This window comes from Marinobacterium marisflavi (assembly GCF_982447095.1).
On record NZ_OZ457898.1, the window covers coordinates 1 to 26,688 of the forward strand.

A 26,688-nucleotide genomic window follows, 5' to 3' on the forward strand; every position below is an offset into this window, starting at 1 on the left:
GCGTTTTGTAAAGTGAATAAGTATTTTTACAACTTCTCAGGAACCTGATTTTGTTGTGGATAAGCAATAGTGATACAGGTAGACTTATCCCCAGTATGTAGATCTTTCCACCGAGAATAATAATGTCTGACGCCATTTGGTCCCACTGCTTAGAAAATCTGCGCGACGAGCTTCCATCGCAGCAGTTTCACATGTGGATAAGGCCGCTGCGCTTAGAAAGCGAATCTGAGGCTCAGATACACCTGGTTGCGCCCAACCGTTTTGTTAAGGACTGGGTGAATGATAAGTTTCTACAGCAGATCAATAATGCGCTCGAGACGCTAACAGGTGGTATTCCTCCAGAAGTCAGTATCAGTATCGCCGGGCAGCCCGACACTGCCGCTCGGGCCTGGCCTAAATCGAGTCAACCTCGTACGCGTCCCGCACCGATCCGACGTAACCCCGATCGATTCACAGATAGCGATTTAAGCGACTCTCAGCGTAGCTACGAGCCCAATACAATTGAGTCAGTAGAGCCTAGTGAAGTAGTCACTAACTCGAGTGAAAGTGAGCAGTCACTTGCACCGCAGGCCCGTGTTTTTCAATCTGAACCATCTTTGTTAGTTCCATCGCAGATGCGTTCTACGATGGTGGATCTGGTTGATCAATCTGAGATCGAGCGTGAGGTACAGGTTGAGGGTGGTCTACGGCATCAGTCTAATTTGAACCCTGAGTTTACCTTTGAGTCCTTTGTTCAAGGTAAATCGAATCAGCTCGCGTTGGCGGCTGCGCGTCAGGTAGCAGACAACCCTGGCGCCGGTTACAACCCGCTGTTCATTTATGGCGGTGTTGGCTTAGGTAAGACCCATTTGATGCACGCAGTCGGCATGGAGATGCGTAAACGCAACCCTAACGCCAAGATTGTCTACCTGCACTCGGAGCGCTTTGTTGCTGACATGGTAAAAGCATTGCAACTTAACGCCATCAACGATTTTAAACGTTTCTATCGTTCGGTAGACGCGCTGCTGATCGATGATATTCAATTCTTCGGTGGCAAGGAGCGCTCGCAAGAGGAGTTCTTCCACACCTTCAATGCTCTGTTAGAGGGCGGTCAGCAGATGATCCTGACCAGTGACCGCTACCCACGCGAGATCAAAGGCGTCGAGGAGCGCCTTAAATCCCGCTTTGGTTGGGGTCTGACGGTGGCGATTGAGCCGCCAGAACTAGAGACCCGCGTAGCGATTTTGATGCGTAAAGCATCAGAGGCAAAGGTGAAGCTTCCTGAAGATGCAGCCTTCTTCTTGGCTCAGAACTTAAGATCGAATGTTCGCGAGTTGGAAGGTGCACTGAAACGGGTGATAGCACACGCTCATTTTCATGGTGTGCCATTAAATATCCCAACAATTAAAGAAGCATTAAAAGACCTGCTGGCATTACAGGACAAACAGGTTAGTATTGAGAATATTCAGAAGGTTGTGGCGGAATATTACAGAATCAAAGTAGCTGATCTGTACTCCAAAAGACGCAGTCGCTCGGTGGCCCGTCCAAGGCAGATTGCTATGACCCTCGTAAAGGAACTGACCAACCACAGTTTGCCGGAGATCGGTAATGCTTTTGGCGGTCGAGACCATACCACGGTATTGCACGCAAACCGCAAGGTTACGGAGTTGCGTGAGACCGATTCGGATATGGCTGAAGATTACAAAAACCTCCTTCGTCTGCTGACGAGCTAAGTTGGAACTGGGATAGGAAACCACATGAGATTTGTTATCACCCGAGAAGCCCTGATTAAGCCGCTACAGTTGGTAGCGGGTGTAGTCGAGCGTCGTCAGACCTTGCCGGTACTGTCAAACATATTGATGGTGGCAGAGGGCGATCAGCTGTCACTGACCGGTACTGACCTTGAGGTTGAGCTGGTAGGCCGTGTGCAACTGGATGAGCCAGCGCAGGCTGGTTCGGTGACAGTTCCCGCTCGTAAGCTGATGGATATCTGTAAATCACTTGCTGACGATGCTCGCATTGAGATGGAAGTGGTTGGGCAGAAGATGGTGATCAAGTCAGGTCGCTCAAAGTTCTCGCTGTCGACGCTTGCGGCCTCTGAGTTTCCAAATGTAGAAGATAGCCCGCAGACGCTGGAGCTGAGCTTGCCACAAGCAGAGCTACGTCAGCTAATCGATAAGACTGGCTTCTCTATGGCGCAGCAAGATGTACGTTATTACCTTAACGGCATGCTTTTGGAAGTGAGTGAGGACTCACTCCGCGCGGTCGCAACTGATGGCCACCGCTTGGCTACATCACTAAGTGATGCCGAGGTTCCTGTGGGTACGCAGCATCAGATCATTGTTCCACGTAAGGGCATTCTGGAACTGGCTCGACTGCTCCAGGGTGGTGATGCAGCGGTCACACTGGTGATCGGTGCGTCGCACATTCGTGCCAACGTGGGTGATTACACATTTACCTCGAAGCTGGTCGACGGTAAGTTCCCGGATTACCAGCGCGTGATTCCAAAGAATGGCGATAAGATCCTTCTAGGAGACCGTCAGGAGCTGCGTCAGGTATTCCACCGTATCGCTATCCTGTCGAATGAAAAATACCGTGGTGTGCGTCTGACGCTCTCTGACGGCTATCTGCAGGTCATGGCGAACAACCCGGAGCAGGAAGAGGCGGAAGAGACCGTTGCTGTGGATTACGAAGGGCCAACCATCGATATAGGCTTTAACGTCAATTATTTGCTAGACGTGTTGTCGATCCTGCACTCTGATGTGGTTAAGTTCACGCTGGCCGATGCTAATTCCAGTGCGTTGGTTGAAGGGTTTGACGACCCGAACTCCACTTACGTCATCATGCCCATGCGTATGTAATCTGCTCGGGCCGGGCGCACTATCACAAGCGCTCGGCCTAGCTTCTCTCCAGCGATGCGTATTCAGCGCTTACAGCTTACTAATCTCCGCTCTCTCACCTCGCTTGCTCTAGACGCTTCGCCAGAGATCAATCTGGTGCACGGGGCCAATGGTAGCGGCAAAACCAGTGTGTTGGAGGCGATCCATCTTCTGTCGCTCGGGCGCTCATTTAGGACGCACCAAGCACGTCACGTTATTACCGAGGGTTGCGCTGAGGCCACGAGCTTTGCGCAGCTGTGCGACGAGCAGGGGGCTTCTGCCGGGAATCTCGGAGTATCACGCTCTAATCAAGGCGAGTTGAGAGCCCGCTTTCAGGGCCAGGATATAGACACTGCTGGCCTCGCTGCACTCATGCCGGTGCAGGTGATCGACTCTGAGGCTTTCAATTTACTGGACGGTTCGCCCGCCATTCGTCGTCAATTTATTGATTGGGGCGGATTTCACCACTCAAATCGATTTATTTCTACTTGGAGAGGCTTTCAGAGGGCCCTAAAACAACGGAATTCTCTGCTCAAATATGGTAGAATCGACCGATCAGTTTTGGAGGTGTGGAATCGAGAATTTCTCTCGTATTCTGAAGAGCTTACGAAGCTCCGCCAGGCTTATGTCGAGGCGTTAATTCCCCAGTTTCAGAGAATTTTGACCGCCCTTATTGGTGAGGGTGTGGGTGGACCGGATGTTGAACTGCGTTATTCACGGGGTTGGGACCGTGAGCGCAGTCTTGAAGAGCTCCTCGACGTCGGCTTCGAGAGAGATCAGCGTCAGGGTTTCACTGGCTATGGTCCTCAGCGCGCTGATCTGCGCTTTAGAGTCGGTGCTCGCAGTGCCGCCGAGCATCTGTCTCGAGGTCAGAAGAAACTCACCGTCAGTGCGCTTAAATTGGCACAGGGGCAGGTTTACAGCGAAACAACTGGCAGACGTTGTATCTATTTGATCGACGATCTGCCCGCCGAGCTTGATGCGCGGCATCTGGGTAAGTTCTGTACTTACCTCAAAGCGAGTGGCAGTCAGTGTTTTATCACCTGCGTCGACCCTCAGTTGCTATTGCAGCTCTGGGGGGCATCGGAGCAGGGAAGACTGTTCAAGCTAGAGAATGGAAAACTCACGGCCAGCGAGCCATTTGGAGATTCAGAATGAGTGATGAGAGCCAAAACTACGACTCTTCCAGTATCAAGGTCCTGAAGGGTCTGGATGCGGTACGTAAGCGTCCCGGTATGTATATAGGTGATACCGATGATGGCAGCGGCCTGCACCACATGGTTTTTGAGCTTGTGGATAACGGTATTGATGAGGCCCTGGCAGGTTTCTGTTCAGAAGTAGGCGTCATTATTCATGCTGATGAGAGTGTTACGGTTAGCGACAACGGTCGTGGTATCCCAACAGACCTGCACCCAGAAGAGGGCGTCTCTGCGGCTGAGGTTATCATGACGGTACTGCATGCCGGCGGTAAGTTCGATGACAACACCTATAAGGTCTCTGGTGGTCTGCACGGAGTAGGCGTCTCTGTTGTGAATGCACTCTCGACGGATCTACGTCTGACTATCCGTCGCGCCGGTGAAGTGCATGAGCAGGTTTATCATCACGGTGTCCCGGAAGAGCCGCTCAAGGTTATTGGACAGACTGATTCGACCGGTACGATCGTTCGTTTCCACCCATCACCAGAGACGTTCACCAACATTAAGTTTGAGTACGATATCCTTGCCAAGCGTTTGCGTGAGCTTTCGTTTCTCAACTCCGGTGTGCGTATTCGTTTGAAGGATGAGCGTGACGGCCGCGAAGAGGTGTTCGAATATGAAGGTGGTTTAGCCGCGTTTGTTGACTTTATGAACACTAACAAGTCGCCAGTGAACTCAATTTTCCACTTCAATGCGATGCATGAGAACGGCGTCGGTGTTGAGGTAGCGCTACAGTGGAATGACTCCTTCCAGGAGAACATCCAGTGTTATGCAAATAACATTCCGCAGCGAGACGGTGGTACCCACTTGTCGGGTTTCCGTGCTTCGCTGACACGCTGTTTGAATGGCTATATCGAGGCTGAACAGCTGAACAAAAAAGGTAACGTCAGCACTAGCGGTGACGATAGCCGCGAAGGTATCTGTGCAATTATCTCTGTCAAAGTTCCCGACCCTAAGTTCTCATCACAGACCAAAGATAAGCTAGTCTCCTCTGAGGTTAAGACGGCTGTAGAGCAGTTGATGGCGCAGAACTTTAACGACTACCTGTTAGAGAATCCTCAGGACGCGAAGGCGGTCGTGCAGAAGATGATCGATGCTGCGCGTGCCCGTGAGGCTGCTCGTAAAGCGCGCGAGATGACTCGCCGTAAAGGGGTGCTCGATATCGCGGGTCTGCCAGGTAAACTTGCAGATTGTCAGGAGAAAGATCCGGCACTCTCTGAACTCTACTTGGTGGAGGGTGACTCGGCGGGTGGTTCTGCGAAGCAGGGCCGCGATCGTCGTACTCAGGCGATTCTGCCGCTCAAAGGTAAGATACTTAACGTTGAGAAGGCGCGTTTCGATAAGATGCTGACCTCGGCAGAGGTGGGTACGCTAATCACTGCGCTGGGTTGTGGCATTGGTCGCGAAGAGTTTGATGTTGAGAAGCTGCGTTACCACAGCATCATTATCATGACCGATGCGGACGTGGACGGATCGCACATTCGTACACTGCTGCTGACCTTCTTCTTCCGCCAGATGCCTGAGCTGATTGAGCGTGGCCACATCTACATCGCTCAGCCGCCGCTCTATAAGGTTAAGAAGGGCAAGCAAGAGCAGTACCTCAAAGATGATGAGGCGATGGATAACTATCTGCTGCAGGGCGCACTCGAGGGTACTTCACTCTACCCATCAGAAGATGCTCCAGCGATCTCCGGTACTGCGCTTGAAGATCTATTCAACCGCTACCGTAGCGTAGGCGCTTTGATGTCCCGCTTGGGACGCGTTTACCCTGAATCAATACTTCGCCAGCTACTATTTATGAACAAGCTTGAGCTCGATGCTATGGGTGATCAGGTGCATGTAGACGAGTGGTGTAAAACTCTCCAGGCTCAGCTTGATGCGCTGCAGGAGAGTGGTTCAGAGGTGTACACGGTTGTACCAGAGCTTGATCGTGAGCACAGCCTCTATGTGCCTAAGATCTCGATCCTCCTGCACGGCATCAGCGATGATTACCGCTTGGACGTCGACTTCTTCCGTTCACGTGATTACGGCCAGATCTCGGCGTTAGGTGCTGAGCTGCAGTCTTTGCTGGCAGATGGCGCATACATCACTCGTGGGGAGCGTCGTATGGAGGTGAGCGATTTGGGAGTGGGTATCAACTGGCTGATGGATCTCGCACGTCGTGGCAGTAGCTTCCAGCGCTATAAAGGATTGGGAGAGATGAACCCCGAGCAGCTCTGGGAAACCACTATGGATCCAGATGCTCGTCGTATGCTGCAGGTGACTATCGATGACGCAATTTCTGCGGATCAGCTCTTCACTACACTGATGGGTGATGAGGTAGAGCCGCGTCGTAACTTTATCGAGTCTAACGCACTGAACGTCTCTAACTTGGACGTTTAGTTAGTATTTGGTTTCACGTGAAACAAAAAAGGCGACCTGTTGGTCGCCTTTTTTATTTAACCTAAACAGCTTCGTCAGGAACAAGCAGGTTCTTAATTGCGTTCACAAGAACCTCACCCGAGACTGGCTTTTGCAGCTTGAGGCTGATACCGAAGGCTTCGGCTAGGCTACTGAACCCCGCGTGGCCGGACGCGACGATGATAGGTATGTGCGGGTCAATCTCTCGTATCTCGGTGATTCCACTTATTCCCTCGTTCTCTGAATCCATCACTAGGTCGGTCACTATCAAGTCAGGATGTGTCCTGTGATAAGTATCGAGCAGGTTTCGCGAATCCGGAAGTGGGTAAATGCTGGCATTGGGAAAGGCATGGCCTATAGCCTGCTGGTAATCAGCCTGAATTAGAAACTCATCTTCGACAATAATTATGGTGTAGCCTGGCATTATAGGATCTCACATTGGTATTGACCACAGTATAGACCCCATACGAACACAGGGTGGTGACGGTGCATTAATTACTGGCGTTCTACAACTGTTTCACGTGAAACCTTTAGGCCTTGGGGCGACAGCAAAAGAAAAGCCTAGATATAAGCGCAAAAAAGCCCAGCAATTGCTGGGCTTTTGGGGGACGTACTGACCTTAAGCAAGCTGAGAGATATCAGCGATACCGATGAATTGCTGACGGAGATTGGCGAGTATAGCTAGGCGGTTCGCTTTAACGGCTTCATCATCTGCCATCACACGAACCTCATCAAAGAACTTGTCAATCGGCGCCCGCAGGCTCGATAGCGCATTAAGTGCGCCTTGGTAGTCTGCATCTTCAACCTTAGACTCAACCTCGGCACGCAGTGTGGATAGAGCGCTGTATAGAGCCTTCTCCGCATCCTCTTGCAGTAAAGCCTCATTGACGCTGGAATCTATATCGCCTTCAAGCTTGCTGAGAATATTGCCAACGCGCTTGTTACCAGCGATTAGTGCAGCAGACGCCTCTTGCTCAGCGAAGCTTGCGACGGCTCGAGCCCGGCGAACGAAGTCGAGCGGCACGCGCGGTTTGAGTGCGCGGACTGACAGATACACCTCAGCGCTAATGGACTCCTCTTCAAACCAGAAGCGGAACCGTTCTAGCATAAACTCAAAGACACTCTCGGCTGCATTATCAAGAGCTGGCAAGTCAGAGTAGTTCTTCGCTGCCACAACGAGAAGGTCCGCCAGATCGAGTGGTAGTTCGTGCTCAACCAGAATGCGAAGAACGCCTAGGGCAGCGCGACGCAGCGCGAAGGGATCTTTAGAGCCGGTAGGGGGTTGGTTAATAGCAAACAGCCCCACCAGCGTATCGAGTCGGTCTGCCAGTGCTACTGCAATGCCGCTCTTAGTTTGCGGCAGATCATCACCGGCGAACTTCGGCAAGTACTGCTCTTGAATTGCCACAGCGACTTCGTCAGCTTCACCATCATGCAGGGCGAGGTGGTAGCCAATTAGACCCTGGAGCTCGGTGAACTCATAGACCGTGTCAGATAGCAGGTCACACTTTGCTAGTTGTGCTGCACGAGCTGCATATTCAGAGTTGCCACCAATCAAGCCTGCAATGTGCTTGGCTGTCGCCTCAATGCGAGCTGCTTTGTCGTAGACAGTACCGAGCTGGTTTTGGAATACAACGCTCTTGAGCTTTTCTAGACGTGCAATCAGTGGCTGCTTTTTATCAGTTTCAAAGAAGAACGCTGCGTCAGCGAGACGAGGGCGGATGACCTTCTCGTTGCCGGCAATAACCTGCTGTGGATCTTTGGATTCAATATTGGCAATGGTGATGAAGTAGGGCATTAAACCGCCTTGCTCATTAACAAGGTGGAAGTACTTCTGGTTCTCTTTCATTGAGAGAATCAGGGCTTGCTCGGGTACTTCAAGGAAACGCTCTTCAAAACGACCAGTTAACGCGACTGGCCACTCATTGAGTGCACAGACCTCATCAAGCAGATCCTCATCAAACTCGACTATTCCGCCGATCTTAGCAGCCTGCTCCAGAACCTGAGCGCGGATCATCTCACGGCGTTCTGCGAAACCAGTGACCACGTAGCCAGTGTTACGCAGGGTAGGTGCGTACTCACTAGCGTTTATGATCTCGATCTCATGATCGTAGTGGAAACGGTGACCGCGGGTTTTGCGGCCAGATTTGATATCCAAAAGCGTACAGTCAACGACTTCGTCTCCGAAGAGCGCAATAACCCACTTAACCGGGCGCACAAATTCAGTACGGCTCGCGGCCCAGCGCATACGCTTAGGAATTGGTAGCTGCTGCATCGCATTTTGTAGCATCTCAGGCAGTAGCTCGGTCGCTGCACGGCCTTTTTCGGTCCCGCGGTAGACGTAGTATTCGCCTTTGTCGGTCTGTTCGATGCTGAGATCGGCCAAAGTTACACCGCAAGAGCCAGCGAAGCCCATCGCTGCTTTCTCAGGGGCTTTGGCTGAAGGGCCGGTGCGTTCGATAGAGCGATCAGGCTGCTCTGTGCTCAACTGCTTAACCAAGAAGCCAAGGCGACGCGGTGCGGCGTAGAGTTCAATTCCTTCAAAGCTCAGTTGCGCTGCCTTGAGTTGTGTCTCAATCGACTCACCCAGAGCGTTGGATAGCATCTTCAGTGCCGTTGGGGGTAGTTCTTCAGTACCGAGCTCAAATAGAAAATCACGTGTACTCATTACTCAGCTCCCTCTAGCGATGCCATAACTTCTTCTCGGATGCTCGCTTCAGCCAACGGGAATCCGGCTGCACGACGTGAATCAAAGTAACCCTGAGCAACACCTCGAGCCAGTGTACGAACCCTTAGAATGTAACGCTGACGTTCAGTGGCTGAGATCGCATGACGGGCATCAAGCAAGTTAAAGGTATGTGAAGCTTGGAGAACCATCTCGTAGGCGGGTAGCGGCAGTTTGGCCTCTAGCAGTTTGTTGCATTCGCGCTCATAGTGTTCGAAGTTTTCAAACAATTTGGGTACATCAGCCTGTTCGAAGTTGTAGGTCGACATCTCTACTTCGTTCTGATGGAAGACATCGCCGTAGGTAACAATGCTGCCATCCGGAGCGCGACTCCAAACCAAGTCATACACTGAGTCGACTTCCTGAATGTACATCGCCAGACGCTCTAGCCCGTAGGTGATTTCGCCCGTTACTGGGTAACACTCTAGGCCACCGGCTTGCTGGAAGTAGGTAAACTGTGTCACCTCCATCCCGTTGAGCCAAATTTCCCAGCCTAGTCCCCAAGCTCCGAGAGTCGGTGACTCCCAGTTGTCCTCTACAAAGCGAACATCGTGCGTCAGGAGATCAAAACCAAGATGCTCGAGTGAGCCAAGGTAAAGCTCCTGGAAGTTGTCCGGGTGCGGCTTCATTACGACCTGAAACTGGTAGTAGTGCTGCAGACGGTTAGGGTTCTCACCGTAGCGGCCATCAGTTGGACGGCGGCTAGGCTGCACGTATGCAGAGTTCCAGTTCTCTGGGCCGATGGCACGCAGGAAAGTAGCCGGGTGGAAGGTACCCGCGCCTACGTTCATATCAAGCGGTTGAACGATGACACAACCCTTCTCTGCCCAGTACTGCTGCAGAGCAAGAATCAGTCCCTGAAAGGTCTTTACATCCGGTTTAGCGATGTCAGTCACGAGAGTGTCCCTCGGAGGTCAAAATAAATGCGCGATTTGCAAAAAAATTAGCGCCACATTATACACGAAAATTCGCTAAAAGCGGCTTAGATATAGGGAGATAGCGCCTAACGACGCCAAAAAGCGGGTGTGAGGAGTACGAGAAGAGTGAATACCTCTAGGCGGCCGAGCAACATTGCCAACACCAGGATCCATTTTGCGGTCTCATTGATGTTGCCGTAGTTCTCAGAAACATCGCCAAGGCCTGGGCCAAGATTGTTTAGTGTGGCACCTACTGCCGACCAGGCCGTCACTTGATCCAGTCCGGTCGCCATCAGTGCGATAAGCATCAGCACAAAGACGATCAGGTAAACCGAGAAGAAGCCCCATACAGCCTCCAGCACCTTGCTGGAGATCGGTCTACGGCCAAGCTTAACCGGCATAATGGCATTGGGATGAATCAGGCGCACGATCTCGCGATACCCCTGTTTGAGGATCAGTAGGATGCGGATCACCTTCATGCCGCCGCCGGTCGAGCCAGCACAACCGCCGGCGAATGCCGCGACAAACAGCATGAACGGCAGCATCGCCGGCCAGTGGGCAAAATCGGCCACAGCAAAGCCTGTTGTTGTTGCGATAGAGACCACCATAAATACCGATTTTCGCAGCGACTCAAGCGGCGGATAGGTATCGGTAAAGTCGAGTACAAAGAGTGTCATCAGTGAGACGCTGATCAGAATGAATAGGTAGAACTTAAGCTCTGGATCGGCCAGGTAATGACTGAGGGTCCTCTGTCTGAAGGCGGCAAAGTGCAGGCCAAAGTTAATGCCCGATAGCATCATAAAAAACACACAGATCGATTCAATCAATGCGCTGTCGAAGTAACCGATACTCGCGTCATGTGTCGAGAAGCCACCAATGGCTACCGTTGCGAAGCTATGGCTGATCGCATCAAAGAGGGTCATGCCTGCGGCCCAGAAACCCAGTGCACAGGCTATCGTCAGTGTTAGGTAGATGTTCCAGAGCGCCTTGGCAGTTTCAGTAATACGCGGTGTCAGCTTAGAGTCTTTTACCGGTCCCGGAGTCTCTGCGCGGTAGAGCTGCATGCCCCCGATGCCTAGCATTGGCAGAATTGCAACGGCCAGTACGATGATACCCATGCCGCCCAGCCACTGAAGTTGCTGGCGGTAGTAGAGTAGGGATTTGGGCAGCTCATCTAGGCCGGTAATGACGGTTGCACCAGTGGTGGTGAGACCAGAAACCGCTTCGAAGATAGCGTCGGTAAAACTCAATGCCAGGGCATCGGCAAAGTGCAGCGGCAAAGCGCCGAAGAAGCTCAGTACGCTCCAGAACAGCACAGTAATTAGGAATCCATCACGGGTACGCAGCTCTTGGCGCACACGCATCACCGGTAGCCAGATAAAGAATCCTGTCAGCAAGGTGATTGCAAAGCCACCGATGAAGGCATTGAGGTTGCCGTCGTCGTAGTAGAGCGATATCAATGCGGGTGGCAGTTGCGTGATGCTGAAGATCATCAGCAGTATGCCTAGGATGCGGAGGATTACCCGAAAGTGCATGTGCGGCTCAGAAGAAGTGCAGGCCGACGGAGAAGAGTTTCTCGACCTCGGCAATCCGTTTGTTATCAACTAGGAAGAGGATGACATGGTCACCATCCTCAATCACCACATCATCGTGGGCGATCAGCACCTGATCATTGCGCACGAGTGCGCCGATGGTGGCACCCTCCGGTAGCTTGATCTCCTCAATCATGCGGCCAACTACTTTAGAACTCATCCGGTCACCGTGGGCTACGGCCTCAATCGCCTCCGCAGCACCTCGACGTAGAGAGTGCACGGCCGCCACATCACCGCGGCGAACATGGGTTAGCAGTGCGCCGATTGTGGTTTGCTGCGGAGAGATAGCGATATCGATGACGCCGCCCTGTACAAGGTCAACATAGGCAGGGTTATTTATTAGCGTCATAACCTTGCGTGCACCCATGCGCTTGGCCAGCATCGAAGCCATAATGTTGGCTTCATCGTCGTTAGTCAGCGCACAGAAAACATCGGTGTCTTCGATGTTCTCCTCGAGTAGTAGTTCGCGATCAGAGGCGCTGCCTTGGAGCACAATCGTGTTATGCAGATCACGCGCCAGTTGATGGCAGCGATTAACATTGCGCTCAATGATTTTGACCTGAAAATCATTCTCAATTGAGTCGGCTAGACGGGCACCTATATTGCCACCACCGGCGATGATGATGCGTTTATAAGGGTTGTCGAGGCGTCGCAGTTCGCCCATTACCGAACGTATATCTTTGGATGCGGCGATAAAAAAGACCTCATCGTCAGCTTCGATTACGGTCGTGCCTTCAGGAATAATCGGTCGATCTTGGCGGAAAATCGCGGCAACACGGGTATCCACATTAGGCATGTGAGCGCGTAAAACCGCTATCTCTCGTCCCACCAGTGGGCCACCGTAATAGGCTTTGACGGCTACCAGTTGGGCGCGCCCATCGGCAAAGTCGAGTACCTGCAAAGCTCCAGGGTGCTCGATCATACGTTTCACGTGTTGTGTTACCAGCTCTTCCGGACTGATCAGGACATCAATAGGAATGGCAGTGTCCGCGAATAGTTGGCGGTTGTTGTAGAGGTAATCCTGTTCGCGCACACGGGCGATACGCTTAGGCACCTTGAACAGGCTGGTGGCAACCTGACAAGCGATCATATTGATCTCATCAGAGTTGGTGACAGCGATAAGTAGATCGGCGTCACGTGCGCCAGCGCGCTCGAGCGTACTCGGCTGAGAGGCGGGCCCCTCAATGGTGCGAATATCTAGGCGGTCGGCCAGCTCGCGCAAGCGCGGCCCGTCTGTATCAACAACGGTTATGTCATTGGACTCGTTTGCCAGGTGCTCCGCGAGTGAACCACCAACCTGACCTGCGCCGAGAATAACGACATTCATCTGTTGTCTACGCCTCCTGCGCTCGCTCTAAACGAGCATAGAAAAATCCATCATGACCCTCTAACTGCGGGAAGAGCTGTCGACCAAACTCCCGCTCTACGCCCCAGTCTGCCTCTATTGGAACTAAGCGAGCATCGGCAGTTTGCTTGATAAACCGCTCAACGATTCGCTCGTTCTCCTGTGGGAAGATCGAACAGGTCGCATAGAGCAATGTACCACCCGGTTTGAGCATAGCCCAGAGATTATCTAAGATCGCGAGCTGAATCGATGCCAGAGCCAAGATATCTTCGTTGCGACGCAGGATCTTTATGTCGGGATTGCGGCGAATCACACCTGTCGCACTGCAGGGCGCATCGACCAGTAGCTGATCATATTGCTCACCGCTCCACCAGTCTGTAGTGCTGGCATCGCCAATCTTCACGCTTGCGCTGAGACCAAGCCGTTTGAGATTCTCATCAATACGAACGGCGCGTCGCGCCTCTAGCTCGACCGCTTCAACAGTTGCGGCAGGCTGCAGCTCCAGTAGGTGGCAGAGTTTCCCGCCGGGAGCAGCACAGGCATCGAGCACTCGCATTCCCGGTTGCGGCGCGAGTAGTTGCCCTGCCAGTTGAGCGGCCTCATCTTGTACTGAGACCCAGCCGTCACTAAATTTGGGTAGCTTATCGACTCCCAGCGGCGACTCTAGATAGATTGCATCCGCTGAGTGTTGACCAGCTTTGGCCTCGATCCCGGCGGCGGCCAGCAGACGCAGATAGCCATCGCGATCGCAGCGTTGGCGATTAACCCGTAGACACATAGGCGGCGCTTGGTCATTGGCATTGAGAATCTGTTCCCACTGATCGGGCCAGTTATGTTTGAGCTTGGCCAGCATCCAGTCTGGATGGTTGAAGATATATCCATCGAGCTTTTGGGCAGCTAGCGTTAGCTCCTCTCGTTCGCGTTGGTAGCGCCGAAGAATAGCGTTGAGCAGCTTGCCAGCCCAAGGTTTGCCGAGCTGCTTACAGGCCTCAACCGTTTCACTGATAACGGCATGATCCGGCACGCTAAGCTGGTCAAGCTGATAGAGCGCTGAGTTCAATAGAATCTGAATATCCTGCTCATCCGGATGGAAGGGCTTGCGCAACATCAGGCTGGCGAGATTCTCATAACGAAACCAGAACCTCAGTGTGCCGTAGCAGATCTGCTGCATCAGCGCGCGATCACGCTCGTAGGCTTTAGCGAGTGCTGCTGGCAACTGGCTAGAAAGAGATCCGCGCTGTTGCAGTAACGGTAAGAGCGCCTGAGCCACGCGGGCACGTAGGTTCAGTCCTGCACTCGATGGCTTGGTTTTATCAGTCAAACTGGGTACCCAACTGGAATGGATGATTGTTGGAGTTCAACAGTGCGGCTGCTTGTGTGGCTTTTTTGCCCGGTAGTTGCAAGCTCTTTATCCAGAGGCGACCCGTACCACAGCTCACAGCAATACCTCGTTTTGACGTTTCGCAAACTGATCCTGCAGGGGTGTTGCCGCTTTGGGCGTCGGGCTCCGCCAGCCAAATTCGCATCGCATTGCCGTCTAGGTGTGTGAAAGCGACTGGCCAGGGACTTAAGCCACGCACTTGGCGTGCAATGGCGTCAGCATCTTGGCTCCAATCTATCCGGCCCTCTTGCTTCTCGAGCTTTGTCGCATAATTTGCTTGGTTGTCATCTTGTTGCTCGGGCTGGAGTTCGCCAGCCAACAGCGCCGGTAATTGATCGACCAGCATTTGGCTACCTAGGTAGGCGAGGCGATCATGAAGTTCACCACTGGTCTCCTGATTGCTAATCTCGGTACGAACCTTCGCCAGCATTGGTCCCGTGTCGAGGCCCGCCTCCATCTGCATCAGCGTTACGCCGGTCTCAGCATCACCTGCAAGTAAGGCACGATGAATCGGTGCTGCCCCGCGCCAGCGAGGTAGTAGTGAAGCGTGTACATTAACGCAGCCGAGTTTTGGTGTATCGAGCACGACCTGGGGCAGGATAAGTCCGTAGGCAACAACAATCATCAAGTCAGCATTTAGCGCTGCCAACTCAGCCTGCGCCTCTTCAGCGCGCAAGCTCAGGGGTTGATAGACAGGGATATCCTGGCTGAGGGCGAGCTGTTTGACGGGGCTGGGCTGAAGTTTACGGCCCCGTCCTGCGGGACGATCGGGCTGGGTGTAAACCGCCGTCACCGGTATTTTGGCGTTGATTAGGGCTTGCAGGTGCTCGGCCGCGAAGTCAGGCGTGCCGGCGAAGATGATGCGTGGATCTGACATCGATACTCCAGAAGCGCAACGGGGCGCTTGAAGCGCCCCTGCGGATATAGAAGAGGTTAGGCGTGAGTGCCCTCAAGCTTATGTTTCTTCTCAAGTTTTGAGCGAATACGATCTCGTTTCAAGCGCGAGATATGATCAACAAAGAGCTTGCCATTTAGGTGGTCCAGCTCGTGTTGAATGCAGACAGCCAATAGCTCTTCAGCGATCAGCTCGTAGGGGTGCCCGTCTCGGTCGAGCGCTTTTAAACGAATACGATTGGGGCGCTCAACATTTTCATAGAAGCCCGGTACAGAGAGGCAACCCTCCTGCATTTGATCCTGATCTTCAGTGAGCACCTCAAACTCTGGATTGATCATGACCAGAGGTTCAGATTTATCCTCGGAGAGATCAATCACGACGATGCGCTTGTGTACGTTCACCTGTGTCGCCGCTAAGCCAATGCCTGGCGCGTCGTACATCGTTTCAAACATGTCGTCGATCAGCTTGCGAACTTCATCATCGACCTGCTCAACGGGCTCCGCGATGGTACGCAGGCGCGGGTCTGGAAACTCAAGAATCTTCAGTAGTGCCATAACAAATTTGTCTCTATATCGTGCGACCGTCGTCGGTCACACATGCATTCCGAAATTTTGGACTATTATACTCATAAAGCATTGCAATGTGTGCACGGTCAGCATGAGGCTAGAGCCGTGGCTTGCGCGTATTGAAAGACGTATTGAAAGACGTATTGAAAGGACTGATTATGCGATACCTACTCGGCTCCCTCTTGGCGCTGGTGTTGGCTCTTGGTACTCCCGCCATCGCGGAGATGCACACCAAAACACAGGGCGATGTGATTCAACTGCGTGATGACCACCCTAAAGAGTACGTTGTCGTGAAGGGCGATACCCTCTGGGATATCTCCGCGCGCTTTCTTCAGAGCCCCTGGCTCTGGCCGGAAGTCTGGGACATGAATAACCAGATCTATAACCCTCACCTTATTTACCCCGGCGATATCATCTACCTCTACTGGTGCGATGGTAAGCCGTGCTTAGGTCTGAAACGCGATACCGGCATGCAGCCTAAAGTGACTCCGCTCGAGGATGCGATTCCGACTATTTCGTTGCGCGACATCGCTGCTTTTCTGAATGATAACCGTGTTGTTGATGAGGATCTGCTGGAGAGAGCGCCTTACATTCTTGGCGGAAAGAATCAGCGCATCATTGCTGGCGCCGGAGATCGGGTTTACGCCCGTGGTGAATTGGTGAGTGATTTACGTCAGCAGAGCATCTACCGCCCGGCAAAAGAGTACCGCGACCCATTCGACAACGAGCTGCTCGGTTACGAGTTGTATAAGGTTGCAGACACTCTGGTTGCTGCCCGTGACGCCGATGTGCTGTCGCTGGATTTGACCGATTCGGTGGAAGAGGTGCGTCTACGTGATCGCGTATTGCCGCGCTCCGAAGAGCCGATTCAATCGATCTTCACACCGCGTGCTGGCCCACCGTTAGATGATGCGGTGATCCTCAGTGTCCTCGGTGGCGTTGCGAATATTGGTCAGTTTGACGCCGTTACCATAAATGCGGGTCTGCGTGAAGGTTTGGACGCGGGTCATGTCTACTCTGTTTACAGCAAGGGCGAGGACGTGCGTGACCCAATTAATGGCGAGACTGTGCGCCTGCCATCTGAGCGTGCAGGCGAATTGATGGTGTTTAAATCGTTTGAAAAGGTGAGCTACGCGCTGATTATGCGCGCCACTGATGTTATCTCTGTTGGTGACGAACTTCGCCAGCCATAGCAGCCCCCGGCTGCGGTAGGCACTAATAGCTTTAAATCGCGCCTCAAGGATGGGGCGCTGTTCACCAGGACTGCAAGGAGCGCAGATGTCCGACACTCTCCTCTGGCTGCAACTTCTGCAGCTTCCACTTACGCGGCTTCAAAAGCGCAAATTGATTAACCGGTTCAATTCCCTAGCAACTCTGTTCGAGAGCGATGAGGCCTGGCAGTTTGTCGCCGAATTTTGTCGTAAACACGAACGGCCGTTACTTGCGAGACAAGATTACAGCGCTGGCGCTGATCAAATTGCCGAGCAGTGTGAGCAACTAGGATGGCAGATACTCAGCGAAGAGCATCCTGATTTCCCTGAGCGTCTGCGAACAATTCCTGACCCGCCATTTCTACTGTTTGCATGCGGTGAACCTATGGCCGTAAGCGAGCCTCAGATCGCGCTGGTAGGCAGTCGTAAAGCGACACCGCTCGGAATTAAAGTAGCAGAGCGCTTCGCTAAACACCTCTCAGATTGGGGTGTGGGTGTAGTGAGTGGGCTAGCACTGGGTATCGATAGTGCTGCGCATTTGGGCGCTCTACAGGGCCCTACCGCTACAACAGCCGTGCTAGCGAACGGCCCAGGAAAGATCTATCCCCAGAGAAATCATGCATTGGCAGATCAAATCGTTAAGCAGGGTGGCCTGCTGCTGACCGAGAATCCGCCCGCAGCGTCGCTTGATGCCTGGCGTTTTCCCGAACGTAACCGTTTGATTGCCGGGTTAGCGCTCGGGACACTCGTGGTTGAGGCTGATCTCAAGAGCGGCTCATTAGTTACCGCAAAGTTGGCATTGAGTCAGGGGGCAGAGGTCTTTGCTGTCCCTGGAGCGCTCTCTAATCCTCAAGCGCGCGGTTGCCATCAATTGATCAAGCAGGGAGCGGTTCTCGTTGAATCTCCAGATGATATAATCAACGCCCTTCATCAACCGCTGCGTCAGTTATGTAGTAGCTCCGGTGATCGCGATGCATCTTCGAGCACTAAGGTTTCAGCAAGCGGTAAGGATCCAATTCTATCTTTGCTGAGCAGTGAAGACCTGAGCTTTGACGAGCTTGTTGAAGTCAGTGGTTTGGATGTAGCTCAGTTGCAGGTGGAGCTAGCCAAGCATGAGCTGACAGGTAAGCTTGTACGTAGAGCGGGTCGCTACTTTTGCAACAGTTAGGAATAGAGCGAGACAGGTTAAATTATGTTGAACGCGTGGCAGATTCGACGGGCAGTTGATTACATTCAGCAGGATGGGGTGATAGCCTACCCAACGGAAGCAGTTTGGGGGTTGGGTTGTGATCCCTATTCAGAGTCAGCCGTTAAACGACTCTTGGCACTGAAGAAGCGGCCGGTTGAGAAGGGTTTGATACTAGTCGCCTCAAAGGTTGCGCAGGTTGAGCACCTGTTAGCCAACTTAACAGTTGAGCAACGCGACACCGTTTTAAACTCCTGGCCTGGGCCGAATACTTGGCTGATTCCCGATACAGAAAACCTGATTCCTGAGTGGATAAAAGGTGAGCACAGCTCGGTGGCGGTGCGTGTATCAGACCACCCGTTAGTCTGTGCGCTCTGCGATCGTTTCGGCCGTTTGCTGGTGTCGACATCGGCCAACCCTGCTACACGTGAGCCCGCACTAACTAAAACCAGAGTAAATGCTTACTTCGGCCCTGAGTTAGATTTTGTATTGGCTGGAGAGTTGGGCGGTCGTGGCGCGCCCTCGGTTATTCGTGATGCAGTGAGCTTAAAGACGCTGCGTAGTTAAAAGATTTATTGGAGACGAGTTAATGAGCCAACCCAGTGTTGCTGAGGTAAAAGCTTACCTGCTGGATCTACAGGATCGCATCTGTTCCGCGCTTGCGGCTGAAGATGGCGGTGCCGATTTTGTTGAAGACAGCTGGGATCGCCCCGAAGGCGGTGGTGGCCGAAGCCGTGTTATCAAGAACGGTGCAGTTTTTGAAAAAGGCGGCGTTAACTTCTCTCACGTACATGGCAACCAGATGCCAGCCTCGGCGACGGCTCACCGCCCCGAGCTTAAAGGTCGCGATTTTGAGGCGATGGGCGTCTCTTTGGTGATGCACCCAGAGAACCCAATGGTGCCCACATCACACGCCAATGTGCGCTTCTTTATCGCAGAGAAAGAGGGTGAGGAGCCCGTCTGGTGGTTTGGCGGCGGTTTCGACCTCACTCCATACTACGGTAACGATGAAGACTGCATCCACTGGCATCGTATCGCCAAAGAGGCCTGTGAACCCTTTGGTGAAGATGTCTACGCACGCTACAAGCAGTGGTGCGACGACTACTTCTTCTTGAAGCACCGTGATGAGCCACGCGGCATTGGCGGTCTCTTCTTTGATGATCTAAATGAGCTCGGCTTTGAGCAGAGCTTCGCGCTGATGCGTGCTATCGGTGATGCCTACGTCGACGCTTATCTACCAATCGTGCAGCGCCGCAAAAACGACCCCTATGGTGAGAACGAGCGTGATTTCCAGCTGCATCGTCGTGGCCGTTATGTCGAGTTCAACCTGGTGTTTGACCGCGGCACGCTGTTCGGTTTGCAGACCGGCGGGCGCACCGAGTCGATTCTGATGTCGTTGCCGCCTGAGGTGCGCTGGGACTATAACTGGGCGCCAGAGCCAGGCACTCCCGAGGCCAAGCTGACAGAGTACTACCTGCAATCTCGTGACTGGCTCGGAGAAGCGGGATGACCGACCTTTACCAGGTTACAGGGAATCCTGTTGGTCACAGCCTGTCGCCGCGTATACATACAGCGTTTGCTCAACAGTGTAAGCAAGATCTGGTCTACCGTGCGCTGCAACTCGAGTCTGAAGAGTTCACTGAGACCATGGAGCAGCTGTTACGTTCAGGCGAGATCAAAGGCTCGAACGTCACCGTGCCACATAAGGAGTTAGCTTGGGATTTGGCGCAGCAGCGGTCTGAGGTTGCCGAGTTAGCTGGCGCGGTGAATACCTTGTTTGTTAGCGCTGCCGGTGAGATCTGTGGCGACAACACTGATGGCTCGGGTTTAGTTGCCGATCTAACCAACAACCTGGGCTTCAAGCTCGAGGGCGCTCGCATTCTGCTGCTTGGCGCCGGTGGTGCCGTGCGCGGTGTGATCTTACCGTTACTGACAGCCGGCGTAAGTGAGTTAGTACTAGCAAACCGTACATTAGCCAAAGCAGAGGTTCTGAAGGAGCTTTTCGACGACGAGCGAATCGTTGTAAGTCGTTTCGAAGAAGTCCCAGCACCGGCCTACGATCTAATCGTAAACGGCACTGCTGCGAGCCTCGCTGGTGACTTGCCGCCGGTACCTGAGAGCGCTGTCGGAACCGAAACGCTCGCTTACGATATGATGTATAGCGCTAAGAAAACGCCTTTCTGCGCTTGGGCTGAATCCCTCGGTGCTCGCTCTGTCGACGGTCTCGGAATGTTGGTAGAGCAGGCAGCAGACGCTTTTTGCATCTGGCGCGGTGTGCGCCCTCAAACAGCGGACCTGTTGGCTGAACTCAACGCTGAGCTGCACCAAACGAGCTAGGTCGATGTTTTTCAGCTTTTGGTTTGACTTAACCTTGCGCGGGTATCAGTCTTAAGGAAAAGATTCTGCCGACTGGAACCGCGCATGGAAAAGCACGCCCCTCTGAGCATCGAACAACTTTACCGCGTCTGCGATACCGACCTTCTCCCATTCAAAACTACCGAAACACTTGAGCCCTTTGCCGGATTTTTCGGCCAAGAGCGGGCGCTAGATGCGATGGAGTTCGGCGTGGGTATGGACCGTCCGGGCTATAACCTCTTTGTGATGGGGACGCCGCACACTGGTCGCTTCTCCTTCGCGATGGAGAGTCTACGTACCGTCGCGAAGAAACAGCGTAAGCCGAGTGACTGGTGCTATCTAAATAACATTAGTGACTCTCGCCATCCGGTGGCGCTCAAATTGCCTGCGGGTAAAGCCGGTCAGTTCCGCCGTGATGTCGGTAAACTACTGGATCGGGTGTTAACCGAGCTACCCGCTGCCTTTGAAAGCCCGGCCTATCAGCGCAAGAAGAGTCAGATAGAGCGCGATTTCAGCCGTCGTTATGATAACGCCGTCGAGACGGTCGAACGTCAGGCGCGTGAATACTCCATCGCTGTCTACCGCGACGCTGGAACCATCGGTTTTACCCCGGTTGCGGAAGGGCAGGCGATTGATGAAGCGGTCTTCTCAGCACTGCCGGAGGAGATTCGAGACGCCTTCACTAAACATATTTCAGATCTCGAAGAGCTGTTGAATGAAGAGCTAACCGAGCTACCAAAATGGCGACGTGAAGCAGCAGAGGCACTGCGTTACCTCGATCGCGACACCGCCCGCGCTGCACTTCAGCCGCTGTTTGCTGAGGTTATTGATCGCTACTCCAGCCACGCATCGGTTGGCCCCTACCTTGAGGAGGTTGAGCGCGACCTAATCCGCAACGCCGGTGAGCTCATTGCCGAGGGTATCTTTGAGAACAAGTCCGAAGCGGCCCGCCGCACCTTTATGGACGAAAATTATGGCATCAATCTGTTGGTCGACAACGAGAAGACCAAAGGCGCGCCGGTCGTCTACGAGGCGCATCCAAATTACGAGAATCTATTTGGCCGCATCGAATACAACTCAGAAATGGGTGCGATGGTGACCAACTACCGTCTGATTCGTTCGGGCGCATTGCATCGCGCTAATGGTGGTTACCTCATAATAGAGGCGGAGAAGCTATTTGAGCAGCCATTCGTATACGGTGCCCTGAAGCGGGCACTTAAGGCGCATGAGATTCGTATTGAGAATCCAGCCAGTGAGTACACCGGCATTAGCACGATTACGCTCGACCCTGAAGCGATCAAGTTGCATGTAAAAATTGTACTGATTGGTAACCGCAACACCTTCTACCTGCTGCAGGAACTGGATCACGACTTCGAAAAGATGTTCCGTGTAGTTGTCGATTTTGAAGAGGATGTGGAGCGCACTCCGCAAACAATCCGCCACTACGCCCGTCTCATGAAGACCCTGGCCACAGAAGAGAAGCTGGCACCGCTGACACGAGGCGGGGTGGCTCGCTTGGTAGAACATAGCTCGCGGCTAGCCGGTGATCAGGAGATGCTCTCGACTCACATTGGTGAACTCAAGGATCTGCTCTGCGAAGCTGACTACCGTCGCAACGTTGATGGCGCAAAACTCATAGCATCAGAGCAAGTGGACGAGGCGCTGGATGCGAAAGAGAGACGGACTGGGCGCTTAGCGCAGAAGATTCAAGATGGCATCACCAATGAGACTGTACTGATCGATACCGATGGTGAAGCAGTCGGTAAATCGAATGGCCTAACGGTTCTGCAGGTGGGCGATGTCAGCTTTGGTACACCGGCGCGTATTACGGCAACCGTGCACCCCGGCTCGCGCGGTATTGTTGATATTGAACGTGAAGTAACCCTTGGCCAACCGATCCACTCCAAAGGTGTGTTGATACTCTCAGGCTATCTTGGCCACCGCTACGCCAAAGACTTCCCAATGACGCTATCGGCCAGTATTGCGATGGAACAGTCTTACGGTTACATCGATGGTGACTCGGCCTCAATGGCTGAGATCTGTACGCTGATCTCTGCGCTAACGCATATCCCCATTAAGCAGAGCTTTGCGATGACAGGCTCGATTAACCAGTATGGCGAGGTACAGGCGATTGGTGGTGTAAACGAAAAGATCGAAGGCTTCTTTAGGCTGTGTGAAACCCGCGGGCTAACAGGCCGCCAAGGTGTCATTATTCCACAGGCGAATGTGCGTCACCTGATGTTGAAACAGTCGGTGGTTGATGCGGTCAAAGAGGGGCTCTTCGCGATTCATGCGGTCTCTACTGTTGATCAGTGTCTTGAGATTCTAACCGGCAAAAGCGCTGGTAACACGAAAGCGGACGGCACGTTTACTCAGCGCTCAATCGGGGCAGAAGTGGTGAAACGCTTGAGGGAAATTGCCAAAGCCAAGCCGTAGGCGGGTCAGGATGTAGGAGGCATCTACGCAAAGCGTACGTCGCCGACCCCTCTTTACTCAGCCTTTACTGCGCGTGCGCCCAATCCTCGGCCAGATGCTCATCCTTAAGGTTAACGTAGTTTCCGGCCGAGTAGCTAAAGTAACTCAGCTCCTCCTCGCTGAGATCACGTACCGCCTTGGCTGGACGCCCCATGTAAAGCTTACCTGACTCCAGGCGCTTGCCGGGAGGTACCAGGGAGCCAGCCCCAATCACCACATCATCTTCTACCACCGCGCCATCCATAATGGTGCAGGACATGCCGATCAGAATGCGGTTGCCGATCGTGCAACCGTGCAGCATTACCTGATGACCAATGATAACCTCGTCGCCGATAATCAGTGGGTAACCCTCGGGGTTGTAACTGCTGGCGTGAGTAATATGCAGGATAGAGCCATCCTGCACATTAGTGCGTTTACCGATTCGAATGCGATGCATATCGCCGCGAATCACGGTCAGCGGCCAGACCGATGAGTCATCGCCAATCTCGACATCACCTAAGACTACAGCACTGGGGTCGACAAAAACGCGCTTACCCAGTTTAGGTGTGATGCCTTTAAAGGGGCGGATTTTCATGGCGCTCTCCAGTTGTATATCGTTATCCGGTTGAAAGTCTGATCTAGGCCCCCCATTCTATAGTAAAGGTTATTAATTCCCAGATTTCCGGAGATCTCCATGAGCAACCCGCTGCTTACCCCAGCCTCTCTGCCGCACTTTAGCGCGATTAAACCCGAGCATGTTGTCCCTGCAATCGATGAGCTTCTGAGTCGCAACCGCGCGCGTGTTGCTGAACTTGTTGAGCAACCGATGACGGACTGGCAGAGCCTGGTCGGTGAGATCGAGCAACTGAACGATGAGCTGGCGCAGGCTTGGTCACCCGTCTCGCATCTTAACGCGGTGCAGAACACGGATGAGATGCGTGAAGCCTACAACGCCTGTCTGCCGAAGCTTTCGGAGTACTTCACTGAGCTGGGCCAGAACGAGAAGCTCTATCAGGCATTCGAAGCTTTTGCAGCGACTGACACCTTCGCTACATTAACGACTGCGCAGAAAAAAGTAATTACTAACTCACTACGTGACTTCCGCCTTTCGGGGATTGGTTTAGAAGGCGAGCAGCAGAAGCGTTACGCAGAACTGCAGCTTGAGCTCTCTGAACTGACCACTAAGTTTTCTGAAAACGTCCTAGATGCGACCCAGGGTTGGGTGAAGCAGGTAACTGACGAAGCGGATCTAGCCGGTTTGCCAGAGCACGTATTAGTTGCAGCTAAAGCAGCTGCAGAGGCGCGTGAGCTGGAGGGGTGGGTGCTGACACTGGACTTCCCGGTCTACTACGGAGTGATGCTACACGCTGACAACCGTGCTTTGCGCGAAGAGTTCTACACCGCTTATGCGACGCGAGCGTCTGATCAGGGACCGAAAGCGGGTGAATGGGACAACTCTGAGTTGATGCAGAAGATCCTGACAGCCCGTTTAGAGCTGGCCAAACTGCTTGGGTTTGAGAACTACGCCGAGTACTCGCTGGCAACCAAGATGGCGCAGTCGACCGATCAGGTCGTACAGTTCCTCGAGGATCTGGCTGAGCGTAGTAAGCCGCAGGCGGCTAAAGAGGTTGCGGAGCTGCGGGCGTTCGCGGCCGAGGAGTCCGGCCTTGAGACACTCGAAGCCTGGGATATGACCTACTATGCCGAGAAGCTAAAGCAGAAGCGTTTCAATATATCGCAGCAGGAGCTGCGCCCTTACTTCCCATTGCCACGTGTTCTCGAAGGCCTGTTCGGTGTAACCGAGCGCTTGTTCAATGTCAGTGTGCGAGAGCTACAGGATTTTGATACCTACCACAAAGATGTGCGCCTGTTTGAACTTAGCCGAGACGGTGAAGTGGTTGCACACTGCTATTTGGATCCCTTTGCACGTTCCGCCAAGCGCGGTGGCGCCTGGATGGATGATTGCCGCGTACGCCGCCGTATCGATACCAGTCTGCAGTTGCCTGTTGCTTATCTGGTCTGCAACTTTACTCCGCCGATTAAGGGTGAGCCGGCGTTACTGACGCATGATGAGGTAACGACGCTGTTCCACGAATTTGGCCACGGTCTGCACCATATGCTGACGCAGATGGAGCACGCCGATATCAGTGGTATCAATGGTGTTGCTTGGGATGCAGTAGAGCTGCCAAGCCAGTTTATGGAGAACTGGTGCTGGGAGCCCGAGGCTTTGGCACTGATCTCCGGCCATTACGAAACCGGTGAGCCGCTGCCTGCACAGATGCTCGAACGCCTGCTGGAGGCGAAGCACTTCCAGTCGGGCATGATGATGGTGCGCCAGCTCGAGTTCTCGTTGTTTGACTTTGTACTGCACCGTGATTACCAGCCGGGTGACACCTCGGTGCAAGCAGTACTCGATCAGGTGCGCTCGCAGGTTGCTGTTGTCACACCGCCAGCATTTAATCGCTTTCAACACAGTTTCAGCCATATCTTTGCCGGTGGTTACGCGGCTGGCTACTACTCTTACAAATGGGCCGAAGTACTCTCAGCGGATGCCTTCTCGCGCTTTGAAGAGGAGGGCATCTTCAATGCGGATACCGGTCAGTCATTCCGCACTGAGATTCTAGAGAAGGGGGGCTCGAAAGAGCCGATGGAGCTGTTTGTAGCTTTCCGTGGCCGTGAGCCTGAGGTTGATGCACTACTACGCCACTCCGGTATTGCAGCATGAGCGTTGTGAAACGCTTTATGGCCGGCGTGGTCTGTCCACGCTGTGCCGCGATGGATAGCACCCGTATGTATCGTGATGACGAACGCGAGTACCGCGAGTGTGTGGATTGTGGTTTTGAGGACTCAATGCGCCTTGATGGCCGTCCGGAACCCAAAGAGCTTGAGACCCGTGTCTCGAAAGAGGGTGTGGATCCACTGAAAAACACACCAGCAACTGAACCCGAGGCTCAGCCGATTAAGTTCTTTGTGAATCCGAAGCTGCAGAAGAGGGATCACTAGTATGAGTGACACCTCACATACCTGCGGTTGGGCGCGCAACTCTGAGATAGAGCACCGCTACCACGATGAGGAGTGGGGTAAGCTAAAACTAGATGACAGGACTCTGTTCGAGTTTGTCGTGCTGGAGTCGGCTCAGGCAGGGTTGAGCTGGCGCACCGTGTTGAACAAACGCGAGGGCTACCGCCAGCACTACCTTAACTTCTATCCCGAAAAAGTCGCGCAATTTGGCGAATCTGAGATAGCCGCGATGCTTGATGATCCCGGCGTTATCCGTAACCGCGCAAAAATAGAAGCCTCTATCGGCAACGCTAAAGTGTTCTTAGCGCTGGTAGATGAGTTTGGCAGCTTCTCCGATTACCTATTCAGCCATATGGGCGGCTCGGTCATAACCAACCGCTGGCAGTCGATGGCAGAGCTACCGGCCGAGACGGATCTCTCTAAAGTTATCGCGAAAGATTTGAAAAAACGCGGTATGCGCTTTTTCGGCTCCACCATCGTTTATGCGTATCTACAGGCCTGCGGTTACGTCAACGACCATATCGAGTGCTGTCCCGAGTACGCTCGGGCTAGGGCCGTGGCAGACAGGGCTGGCTTTCTAAGTTAG

22 protein-coding genes are annotated in these 26,688 nt (G+C 53.3%); 13 read left to right on the top strand and 9 right to left on the bottom strand.

The window, feature by feature from the left end; translation table 11 throughout:
• Window positions 1–122: 122 nt before the first annotated feature.
• Genes dnaA through gyrB form a run of 4 tightly spaced genes read left to right on the top strand, consistent with a single transcriptional unit; the run spans window position 123 to window position 6,436 of the window.
• A complete protein-coding gene (dnaA, locus tag AC1WNR_RS00005) occupies window positions 123–1,712 on the top strand; it encodes a chromosomal replication initiator protein DnaA (protein WP_481642511.1) in 1,590 nt (529 codons plus the stop codon).
• A 24-nt stretch (window positions 1,713–1,736) separates the two neighbouring features.
• A complete protein-coding gene (gene dnaN / locus AC1WNR_RS00010; protein ID WP_481642512.1) occupies window positions 1,737–2,840 on the top strand; it encodes a DNA polymerase III subunit beta in 1,104 nt (367 codons plus the stop codon).
• A 54-nt stretch (window positions 2,841–2,894) separates the two neighbouring features.
• Complete coding sequence (gene recF / locus AC1WNR_RS00015; protein WP_481642513.1) at window positions 2,895–4,016, top strand: DNA replication/repair protein RecF; 1,122 nt, start codon at window positions 2,895–2,897, stop codon at window positions 4,014–4,016.
• Entirely contained in the window at window positions 4,013–6,436 is a 2,424-nt protein-coding gene (gene gyrB / locus AC1WNR_RS00020) for a DNA topoisomerase (ATP-hydrolyzing) subunit B (RefSeq protein WP_481642514.1), read from the top strand. The genes recF and gyrB overlap by 4 nt, the downstream gene beginning before the upstream one ends.
• Before the next feature lie 61 nt (window positions 6,437–6,497).
• Here gyrB and AC1WNR_RS00025 read toward each other — a convergent pair whose 3' ends face one another.
• The 8 genes from AC1WNR_RS00025 to def all read right to left on the bottom strand — a co-directional run bounded on the left by AC1WNR_RS00025 (window position 6,498) and on the right by def (window position 15,863).
• Entirely contained in the window at window positions 6,498–6,878 is a 381-nt protein-coding gene (locus AC1WNR_RS00025; protein ID WP_481642515.1) for a response regulator, read from the bottom strand.
• Window positions 6,879–7,073: 195 nt separating this feature from the next.
• Window positions 7,074–9,122: a glycine--tRNA ligase subunit beta gene (gene glyS / locus AC1WNR_RS00030; RefSeq protein ID WP_481642516.1), complete on the bottom strand. Its 2,049-nt coding sequence runs from the start codon at window positions 9,120–9,122 to the stop codon at window positions 7,074–7,076.
• Complete coding sequence (gene glyQ, locus AC1WNR_RS00035) at window positions 9,122–10,075, bottom strand: glycine--tRNA ligase subunit alpha (protein ID WP_481642517.1); 954 nt, start codon at window positions 10,073–10,075, stop codon at window positions 9,122–9,124. Before glyQ ends, glyS begins: the two co-directional genes overlap by 1 nt.
• Window positions 10,076–10,182: 107 nt before the next feature.
• Entirely contained in the window at window positions 10,183–11,631 is a 1,449-nt protein-coding gene (locus tag AC1WNR_RS00040; protein WP_481642518.1) for a TrkH family potassium uptake protein, read from the bottom strand.
• Between the two features lie 7 nt (window positions 11,632–11,638).
• Complete coding sequence (gene trkA, locus AC1WNR_RS00045; RefSeq protein ID WP_481642519.1) at window positions 11,639–13,015, bottom strand: Trk system potassium transporter TrkA; 1,377 nt, start codon at window positions 13,013–13,015, stop codon at window positions 11,639–11,641.
• Window positions 13,016–13,022: 7 nt separating this feature from the next.
• A complete protein-coding gene (gene rsmB, locus AC1WNR_RS00050; RefSeq protein ID WP_481642520.1) occupies window positions 13,023–14,354 on the bottom strand; it encodes a 16S rRNA (cytosine(967)-C(5))-methyltransferase RsmB in 1,332 nt (443 codons plus the stop codon).
• Entirely contained in the window at window positions 14,347–15,291 is a 945-nt protein-coding gene (gene fmt, locus AC1WNR_RS00055; protein WP_481642521.1) for a methionyl-tRNA formyltransferase, read from the bottom strand. The genes rsmB and fmt overlap by 8 nt, the downstream gene beginning before the upstream one ends.
• Window positions 15,292–15,347: 56 nt before the next feature.
• Entirely contained in the window at window positions 15,348–15,863 is a 516-nt protein-coding gene (def, locus tag AC1WNR_RS00060; protein ID WP_481642522.1) for a peptide deformylase, read from the bottom strand.
• Window positions 15,864–16,033: 170 nt separating this feature from the next.
• Here def and AC1WNR_RS00065 point away from each other — a divergent pair, with 170 nt between their 5' ends.
• The 6 genes from AC1WNR_RS00065 to AC1WNR_RS00090 all read left to right on the top strand — a co-directional run bounded on the left by AC1WNR_RS00065 (window position 16,034) and on the right by AC1WNR_RS00090 (window position 23,063).
• A complete protein-coding gene (locus AC1WNR_RS00065; protein WP_481642523.1) occupies window positions 16,034–17,068 on the top strand; it encodes a LysM peptidoglycan-binding domain-containing protein in 1,035 nt (344 codons plus the stop codon).
• Window positions 17,069–17,153: 85 nt separating this feature from the next.
• Complete coding sequence (gene dprA, locus AC1WNR_RS00070) at window positions 17,154–18,254, top strand: DNA-processing protein DprA (protein ID WP_481642524.1); 1,101 nt, start codon at window positions 17,154–17,156, stop codon at window positions 18,252–18,254.
• 24 nt (window positions 18,255–18,278) lie between these two features.
• A complete protein-coding gene (gene tsaC, locus AC1WNR_RS00075) occupies window positions 18,279–18,839 on the top strand; it encodes an L-threonylcarbamoyladenylate synthase type 1 TsaC (protein WP_481642525.1) in 561 nt (186 codons plus the stop codon).
• Between the two features lie 22 nt (window positions 18,840–18,861).
• Window positions 18,862–19,782, top strand: coding sequence for an oxygen-dependent coproporphyrinogen oxidase (hemF, locus tag AC1WNR_RS00080; protein WP_481642526.1), 921 nt, complete (start codon window positions 18,862–18,864; stop codon window positions 19,780–19,782).
• Window positions 19,779–20,609: a shikimate dehydrogenase gene (aroE, locus tag AC1WNR_RS00085; protein WP_481642527.1), complete on the top strand. Its 831-nt coding sequence runs from the start codon at window positions 19,779–19,781 to the stop codon at window positions 20,607–20,609. Before hemF ends, aroE begins: the two co-directional genes overlap by 4 nt.
• 84 nt (window positions 20,610–20,693) lie before the next feature.
• Complete coding sequence (locus AC1WNR_RS00090; protein ID WP_481642528.1) at window positions 20,694–23,063, top strand: Lon protease family protein; 2,370 nt, start codon at window positions 20,694–20,696, stop codon at window positions 23,061–23,063.
• Between the two features lie 64 nt (window positions 23,064–23,127).
• Here AC1WNR_RS00090 and AC1WNR_RS00095 read toward each other — a convergent pair whose 3' ends face one another.
• Window positions 23,128–23,676 carry a gamma carbonic anhydrase family protein gene (locus AC1WNR_RS00095; RefSeq protein WP_481642529.1) on the bottom strand — a complete coding sequence of 183 codons (549 nt, stop codon included), beginning with the start codon at window positions 23,674–23,676 and terminating at the stop codon, window positions 23,128–23,130.
• Between the two features lie 99 nt (window positions 23,677–23,775).
• On the opposite strand from AC1WNR_RS00095, the gene prlC reads away from it, so the two are divergent.
• The 3 genes from prlC to AC1WNR_RS00110 are packed head-to-tail and all read left to right on the top strand — an operon-like array spanning window position 23,776 to window position 26,688.
• Window positions 23,776–25,806, top strand: a complete 2,031-nt coding sequence (gene prlC, locus AC1WNR_RS00100; RefSeq protein ID WP_481642530.1) for an oligopeptidase A — start codon at window positions 23,776–23,778, stop codon at window positions 25,804–25,806.
• Window positions 25,803–26,084: a YheV family putative zinc ribbon protein gene (locus tag AC1WNR_RS00105; RefSeq protein WP_481642531.1), complete on the top strand. Its 282-nt coding sequence runs from the start codon at window positions 25,803–25,805 to the stop codon at window positions 26,082–26,084. The genes prlC and AC1WNR_RS00105 overlap by 4 nt, the downstream gene beginning before the upstream one ends.
• Before the next feature lies 1 nt (window position 26,085).
• Window positions 26,086–26,688: a DNA-3-methyladenine glycosylase I gene (locus AC1WNR_RS00110; RefSeq protein WP_481642532.1), complete on the top strand. Its 603-nt coding sequence runs from the start codon at window positions 26,086–26,088 to the stop codon at window positions 26,686–26,688.